The 6,919-nt window shown below is 74.6% G+C and carries 7 protein-coding genes; 6 read left to right on the forward strand and 1 reads right to left on the reverse strand.

The annotated features are described in order from the left end of the window. The first annotated feature begins 86 nt into the window (after positions 1 to 86). The 5 genes from ACIP64_RS34780 to ACIP64_RS34800 all read left to right on the forward strand — a co-directional run bounded on the left by ACIP64_RS34780 (position 87) and on the right by ACIP64_RS34800 (position 4,176). Positions 87 to 962 (forward strand): Fpg/Nei family DNA glycosylase, encoded by an 876-nt coding sequence (locus ACIP64_RS34780; protein ID WP_401594910.1) that lies wholly within the window; start codon positions 87 to 89, stop codon positions 960 to 962. A gap of 141 nt (positions 963 to 1,103) precedes the next feature. Further along, positions 1,104 to 1,715: an NAD(P)-dependent oxidoreductase gene (locus tag ACIP64_RS34785; protein ID WP_401594913.1), complete on the forward strand. Its 612-nt coding sequence runs from the start codon at positions 1,104 to 1,106 to the stop codon at positions 1,713 to 1,715. A 120-nt stretch (positions 1,716 to 1,835) separates the two neighbouring features. After that, positions 1,836 to 2,372 (forward strand): DoxX family protein, encoded by a 537-nt coding sequence (locus tag ACIP64_RS34790; protein ID WP_401594916.1) that lies wholly within the window; start codon positions 1,836 to 1,838, stop codon positions 2,370 to 2,372. Between the two features lie 66 nt (positions 2,373 to 2,438). Continuing rightward, entirely contained in the window at positions 2,439 to 3,632 is a 1,194-nt protein-coding gene (locus ACIP64_RS34795; RefSeq protein ID WP_401594918.1) for a lactate 2-monooxygenase, read from the forward strand. A gap of 52 nt (positions 3,633 to 3,684) precedes the next feature. Continuing rightward, positions 3,685 to 4,176 (forward strand): hypothetical protein, encoded by a 492-nt coding sequence (locus ACIP64_RS34800; RefSeq protein WP_401594921.1) that lies wholly within the window; start codon positions 3,685 to 3,687, stop codon positions 4,174 to 4,176. A 367-nt stretch (positions 4,177 to 4,543) separates the two neighbouring features. Here the strand turns inward: ACIP64_RS34800 and ACIP64_RS34805 are convergent, their stop codons facing one another. Then, positions 4,544 to 6,460, reverse strand: coding sequence for a PAS domain S-box protein (locus ACIP64_RS34805; protein ID WP_401594924.1), 1,917 nt, complete (start codon positions 6,458 to 6,460; stop codon positions 4,544 to 4,546). Between the two features lie 310 nt (positions 6,461 to 6,770). On the opposite strand from ACIP64_RS34805, the gene ACIP64_RS34810 reads away from it, so the two are divergent. Continuing rightward, positions 6,771 to 6,919 (forward strand): hypothetical protein (locus ACIP64_RS34810; protein WP_401594948.1); only part of this gene is annotated, 149 nt, incomplete at its 3' end.

The raw sequence follows: 6,919 nt of genomic DNA on the forward strand, positions 1-6,919 counted from the left end.
TTCACGTTGCGGTATTGGGTGGTAAACCGGACAGAGCGGGGCGGATGCCGGTCGCATGCCGCCACCGGTCGCGGCACACTGGTCGCATGCCGGAACTGCCGGAAGTGGAGGCCCTGGCCGGATACCTCGCCGGCCGGATGACCGGGCACGCCGTCGGCCGGGTCATGCCGGTCGCGGTCAGTGTCCTCAAGACGTACGACCCGCCGCTGGACGCCCTCGTGGGACGCACCGTCACCGCGGTCGGCCGGCGCGGGAAGTTCCTCGTGTGGACCACCGACGACGGCGACGGGCCGTACCTCGCCGTCCACCTCGCCCGGGGCGGCTGGCTGCGCTGGAAGGACGACCTGCCCGCGCTCCCGCCGCGCCCCGGCAAGGGACCGCTCGCCCTGCGGCTGCTCCTCGCCGAGCCCGAGGGCGCCGGCTTCGACCTCACCGAGGCGGGCACCCAGAAGCGCCTGGCCGTCCACTGCGTCCGCGACCCGCAGGACGTCCCCGGCATCGCCCGGCTCGGCCCCGACCCCCTCGACGCCGCCTTCACCCGGGACGCCTTCGCCGCGCTGCTCGCGGGCGAGCGCCGGCGCATCAAGGGCGTCCTGCGGGACCAGGGCGTCATCGCAGGCGTCGGCAACGCGTACTCCGACGAGGTGCTGCACGCGGCGAAGATGTCGCCCTACGCGCTCGCCGCCGGCCTCTCCGAGGAGGACGTGAGCCGTTTGTACCAAGCCCTGCGCACCACTTTGGAGGACGCCGTCGAACGCTCCCGCGGCCTGGCCGCCGGCGAGCTGAAGAGCGAGAAGAAGACCGGCCTGCGCGTGCACGGCCGCACCGGGGAGCCCTGTCCCGTCTGCGGCGACACCATTCGCGAGGTCTCCTTCAGCGACTCCTCCCTGCAGTACTGCCCCACCTGCCAGACCGGCGGCAAACCGCTCGCCGACCGCCGGATGTCGCGTCTGCTGAAGTAGCCGCGGCCCGCGCGGTGTCCGAGGATCGCGGTGACCGGACGACACCGAGAGGGGCCGCCATGTCCGACGCAGCCGGCGACCGGGCCCACGACGGGCCGAGCGCGATCCGCCCCGCGTGCGCGATGCGGGAGCGCCGCTGACATGCGCCTCGCCGTCTTCGGAGCCGGCGGCCACCTGGGGCGCCGGCTCGTCCCCCTCGCGCTGGCCGCCGGCCACGAGGTCACCGTCCTCGTACGGAACCCCGTCGGCCTGTCCGGGCGGGAGGGCCTGCGGATCCTGCCCGGCGACGTGCGCGACCCCCGCGACGTCGACCGGGTCGTCGAGGGCGCCGACGCGGTGCTCAGCGCCCTCGGGACGCGGCCGCCGCGCGGCGGCACCATCTGCGCCGAGGCCATGCGGCGGATCCTCCCCGCGATGCGCGGACACGGTGTCCGGCGGCTGGTCGTCGTCGGCGCGTACGGCACGGGCCAGAGCCACCGCGGCGCCTACCGCGCCGTGATGTCCCTCGCGCTCCCCGCGATCATGCGGGACAAGGACGAGCAGGACGCCCTGGTCCGCGCCGAGGGCGATCTCTGGACGATCGTGCAGCCCGCGGTCCTCACCACAGGCCGCTACTCCGGCGTCTACCGGACCGGGACCGACCTGCGGCTCGGACTCGCCTCCCGGGTCAGCCGCGCCGACGTCGCCGACTTCATGCTCCGCGCGGCCGGCTCCGAGGAGTGCGTGCGCCGGGCCGTGGCCATCACGTCCTGACGGCCGACGACGTCCGGACGGCCCAGCGCGGACGGCGCCGCGCCCCGCGCCCCCCGAGAATGGGGAGGAGCCATGCTCCGGCCCGCCGGGGCGCGTCACCGCCGTGAACAGGAGCCGGCCATGCCGCTGAACCACCGCAAGGACCTCGCACTGCTCGCGCTGCGCCTGGGACTCGGCGGAGTGCTCGTCGCCCACGGCTCGCAGAAGCTCTTCGGCTGGTTCGGCGGCCAAGGCCTCGAGGGCGCCACGGGATTCATGGAGTCCATGGGCTTCGAACCGGGCAGGGCCAGCGCCCTGGCGTCCGGTCTCGGCGAGGCGGGCGGCGGCACCCTGCTCGCCCTGGGCCTCGCCACCCCGGCCGCCGGAGCGGCGGCGGCCGGGGCGATGGCCGGAGCCGTCTCCGTCCATGTGCCCGCCGGCTTCTTCTCCGCTTCCGGCGGTTTCGAGTACCCGTGCTTCCTCGGCTTCACCGCCGCCTGCATCGGCGTCGCCGGCCCCGGGCGCTGGTCCCTCGACCACGCCACCGGACATGTCCTCGACCGCCCGTGGACGCTGGCCGTCGCCTTCCTCGGCAGCGCGGTCGCCGCCGCGACGGTGATCACCCGCCGCAATTGCGTCGTGCGCGCCCGGATGGCCCGCGAACTGCCCGAGGCCTGACGGGACGGTGGACGCCGCGGCCCCGCCCTGACACAGTCCTCACGCGGACGAGAGACGGGACCACGCATGGCCGACCGGGCGGACTACCAGTACGAGATCTACCTCAACGGGATGGCGGGCCTGCGGCCGTCGCTCCCCACGGACCTGACGCGGCTGGAGGAACTGGCCGCGCAGCGGCTCGGTCCCGAGGCCTTCGGCTACGTCGCCGGCAGCGCCGGCAGCGGACGCACCGCACGTGCCAACCGCGAGGCGCTGGACCGGGCGCGGATCGTCCCGCGCATGCTGCGCGACGTCACCGGGCGCGATCTGACGACCGAGGTCCTGGGCCGCCGGATACCGGCGCCGCTCGCCCTCGCCCCCGTCGGCGTGCTCTCCATCGTCCACCCCGACGCCGAACCCGCGGCGGCGCGGGCCGCGGCCGCGCAGGGCGTGCCCTTCGTGGCCTCGTCGGCGTCCAGCACGCCCATGGAGCAGGTGGCCGAGGCGATGGGCGACGGGGAACGCTGGTTCCAGCTGTACTGGGCCAAGGACCGCGAAGTGACGGCCAGTTTCCTGCGGCGGGCCCAAGCGGCGGGCTACACAGCCCTGTTCGTCACGCTCGACACCCCGCTGCTGGCCTGGCGGCCGCGCGACCTCGACCAGGCGTACCTGCCGTTCCTCCAGGGCATCGGCACCGCCAACTACTTCACCGACCCCGCGTTCCGCGCGGGGCTCGCCAAACCGGTGGAGGAGGACCCCAACGCCGCGGTGCTGCACTTCGTCGGCATGTTCGCGGACCCTGGCAAGAGCTGGCCCGACCTGGCGTTCCTGCGCGAGCACTGGGCCGGCCCCATCGTGCTCAAGGGCATCCAGCACCCCGACGACGCGCGCATGGCCGCCGACGCCGGCATGGACGGAGTCGTCGTCTCCAACCACGGCGGCCGCCAGGTCAACGGCGCGATCGGCGCGGCCGACGCCCTGCCCGCCGTCGTCCGGGCGGTCGGCGACCGCCTCGACGTCCTCTTCGACAGCGGCGTCCGCACCGGCGACGACGTCTTCAAGGCCCTCGCCCTCGGCGCCCGCGCCGTCCTGCTCGGCCGCCCCTACGCGTACGGACTCGGCCTCGGCGGCCAGAGCGGCGTCGAGCACGTCATCCGCTGCCTCCTCGCGGAGTTCGACCTCACCCTCGCGCTGTCCGGGCACCGCACCCCGGCCGACCTCGGGCCCGAGGCGCTGTCAGCGGGGGACGCGGCCCGGGAGACGGCGGGGCCGATGGGCTGAAGATCGCGGGGTCCGGCGGCGGGCGGGGCCGCACAGCGGGTAGACCGGTGGCGTGCCGGAGGACGTGGAGGCCGCCACCGAGCGGCTCAAGGAGCGGATCTACGCCGCCATCACCATGATCTCCGTCGTCGTCGGCCTCTCCGCGAGCGACGAGGTCGACGCGGCGGGCGCCGCGGCCACGGTCGCCACGGCCGCGCTCGGCGTGTGGCTGGCCGCGGTGGTCGCCGACCAGCAGGCGCACCACACCGTGACCGGCCGCCTGGCCACGGGGCGCGAACTGCGCCGGCTGCTGCACGTCAGCAGCCCGCTGCTGCTCGCCGCGGTGGGCCCGCTCGTCCTCGTCGGCGTGGCCGCGCTCGGGCTCATGCCGCTGACGACCGCGCTGCTGACCTCGGCCGCCGTCGACATCGCCGCACTCTTCGGCTGGGGCTGCCTCGGCGGCCTGCGCATGGGCGGCGGACTGCCGACCGCGCTGATCGCGGGCGTGGTGGACGCGGGGATCGGTGTGGCCGTCGCGACGGTGAAGGTGCTGGCGGGCCACTGAGGCGGCTTCGCCGCCTGGGCCGCCTGGGCCGTGTGGGGTGCGGTTGTGTTGTGCGGCGCGGGTGTGTGGGGGCTGGTCGCGCAGTTCCTCGCGCCCCTTGGGGGGTGGGCGTTGTGTGTTGCGTGCGGGTGTGTGGGGGTTGGGCGCGCCGTTCCTCGCGCCCCTTGGGGGGTGGGCGTTGTGTGTTGTGTGCGGGTGTGTGGGGGTTGGGCGCGCAGTTCCTCGCGCCCCTTCGGTGCGCATGGTGGGGCTGGGCGCGCCGTTCCTCGCGCCCCTTGGGGGGTGGGCGTTGTGTGTTCGGTGCGGGTGTGTCGTGGCTGGTCGCGCAGTTCCCCGCGCCCCTTTGGGGCACGTGGTGGGGTGCGGGTCAGGGGTGGAGGTGGAGGGTGAACCAGACGGTCTTGCCGTCGCTGGAGGGGCGGGTGCCCCAGCCGGCGGCGAGGGCTTCGACCAGCAGGAGGCCGCGGCCGGACTCGTCGGCGAGGTCGGCGGGGCGGCGCTGCGGGATGTGCGTGCTGTGGTCGGAGACCTCGACGGTGACGTCCAGCGCCGTGCGGTGCAGGCGCAGGCGCAGGGGGCCCTGGGCGTGGCGCACGGCGTTGGTCAGGACCTCGGAGGTCAGCAGGCAGGCCGCGTCCGACACGTGGCCGCACTCCCAGGCGTGCAGGGCCTCGTGGACGAAGCGCCGTCCGTCGGCGACGGCCGACGGCACCGCGTCGACCTCCGTCGCGGTGGCCGCGAGCGGGGCCTCGGGCAGCCGGGCCAGGAGCAGGGTGACGTCGTCGGCGTGCCCGTCCGCGTCAGGCCGCAGCGCGGCCAGCACCAGGTCGGCGGCCTCCTCCAGCCCGGCGGAGCGTGCGAAGGCGTTGCTCAACTCCGTGCTGAGGCAGGCAAGTTGCTCGTCGATGTCGGAGCGCGGGGTCTCCACCAGGCCGTCCGTGTACAGCACCAGCGTGGAACCGGCCGCCACCGGTACGCAGACCTGCTGGTGCGGCACGTCGCCGACGCCGAGCGGCACGCTGATCGGCGCGGGCAGCTGCCGTACGGGCGCCTCCGGTCCGGGGCCGACCAGCAGCACGGGCAGGTGGCCCGCCGAGCACACCGTCACCTCGCCCGCGTCCGGGTCGACGACCAGGTAGCAGCACGTGACGAACTGGTCGGGCAGGTCGTGGACGAAGGCGTCCAGCGCCTGGATCAGCTGGCGCGGCGGGATGCCGGTCTTGGCGAGGGCCCGTGCCGCCGAGCGCAACTGGCCCATCACGGCGGCGGCTTCCAGTCCGCGCCCCATCACGTCGCCGATGAGCACACCGACCTGGCCGCCGCCGAGCGGGATCAGGTCGAACCAGTCGCCGCCGACCCCCGCGCCCTGGGTCGCGGGGAAGTAGCGGCTGGCCGTGTGCATACCGGGCGGCTCGGCGGGCGAGCCCATGAGGCTGCGCTGGAGGGTGAGCGCGATGTGCTGCTGCTGCCGGTACAGCTCCGTCAGCTCCTCCTCGGCGCGCCGCAGGTCGGCGATGTCGCGGACGATGGAGCAGGCGCCGACGATGGCGCCGTCCCGGTCCCGGATCGGCCAGAGGGTGACGTCGACGTCGAGCATCCGGCCCGAGCTGGTGACCCGCAGCGTCTCGAAGTGCTCGATCCGCTCGCCCCGCGCCAGGCGGCCGAGCAGGGTGGCGATCTCCTCCTTGAGCTCCGCCGGGGCGAGCATCGACACGTGCTGCCCGATCGCCTCCTCGGCCGCGTAGCCGTACAGGCGCTGCGCCGCCGCGTTCCAGTAGGTGATCCGGCCGTCGAGGGTCTTGGCCAGGATCGCGTCCTGGGACGACTCGACCAGGACGGCCAGTTCGTTGATGCGCTCCTCGGCCGCCTTGCGCTCGCTGACGTCGCGCACCGCCGCCGAGATGAGCAGGCCGTCGGCCGTCTGCAGCGGGCTCAGGCTGATCTCGACGGGGAACTCGCGGCCGTCCTTGCGCAGCCCGTACAGGTCGAGCCCGGCGCCCATGGGCCGCACCTGCTGGTTGCCCGCGTAGCCGTGGCGGTACGCCGGGTGGTGGCCGCGGAAGCGCCGGGGGACCAGCACCTCCACCGGGCGGCCCAGCAGCTCGTCGCGGGTGTGCCCGAACAGCGACTCGGTCTGGGCGTTGACCAGCCGTATCGTGCCGGTGTCGTCCACGATGACCATGGCGTCGGGGGCCGACTCCAGCAGGGCCCGGAACATCTCCTCGGCGGCGCTGTCGCCCTCGGCGGGGCGAACGGCCGCCCGCTGGTCCCCGGTCGTGTGCATCGTGCTCTCCCCTGTCCCTCTCGCGGTCCGTACAGGGCCGTTGCCGGGACGTTAGGGCCTGTCGGCGGGCCGCTGCCGGTGATGAGCCGAAAGCGGTCCTGTTCGCACGGAACTGCTCAATCGGCGGTCTCCGATGTCGTTCCGGCAGCCGGTCGCCACCGGATCACCCGCCGCGTCCGAACGCGCGGGCGGCTCCGGGACGACACGCGGCCTCCGCCGTGTCGCAGTCGCGCGCGGGACCGGCGGGGCCCGAGGGTGGACGAGGACATCCCGGCCACCCCCCACACCCCCGAACCTTCGGAGGACCGCCATGCGCGACGAGGAGCTGCGGGCGCTGGACGCCCACTGGCGCGCCGCGAACTACCTGGCCGTCGGCCAGATCTACCTGATGGCCAATCCCCTGCTGACCGAACCCCTGCGCCCCGAGCACATCAAGCCCCGGCTGCTCGGCCACTGGGG

Origin of the sequence: Streptomyces sp. NPDC088733 (assembly GCF_044751185.1) — a bacterium.
In the GTDB taxonomy this organism is placed as follows: Bacteria; Actinomycetota; Actinomycetes; order Streptomycetales; family Streptomycetaceae; genus Actinacidiphila.

Excerpts from the sequence above, each read along its gene's own strand:
- ACIP64_RS34795 (WP_401594918.1), top strand. The coding sequence starts at position 2,439 with ATGGCCGACCGGGCGGACTACCAGTACGAGATCTACCTCAACGGGATG.
- ACIP64_RS34785 (WP_401594913.1), top strand. The coding sequence starts at position 1,104 with ATGCGCCTCGCCGTCTTCGGAGCCGGCGGCCACCTGGGGCGCCGGCTC.
- ACIP64_RS34805 (WP_401594924.1), bottom strand. The coding sequence starts at position 6,460 with ATGCACACGACCGGGGACCAGCGGGCGGCCGTTCGCCCCGCCGAGGGC.
- ACIP64_RS34790 (WP_401594916.1), top strand. The coding sequence starts at position 1,836 with ATGCCGCTGAACCACCGCAAGGACCTCGCACTGCTCGCGCTGCGCCTG.
- ACIP64_RS34780 (WP_401594910.1), top strand. The coding sequence starts at position 87 with ATGCCGGAACTGCCGGAAGTGGAGGCCCTGGCCGGATACCTCGCCGGC.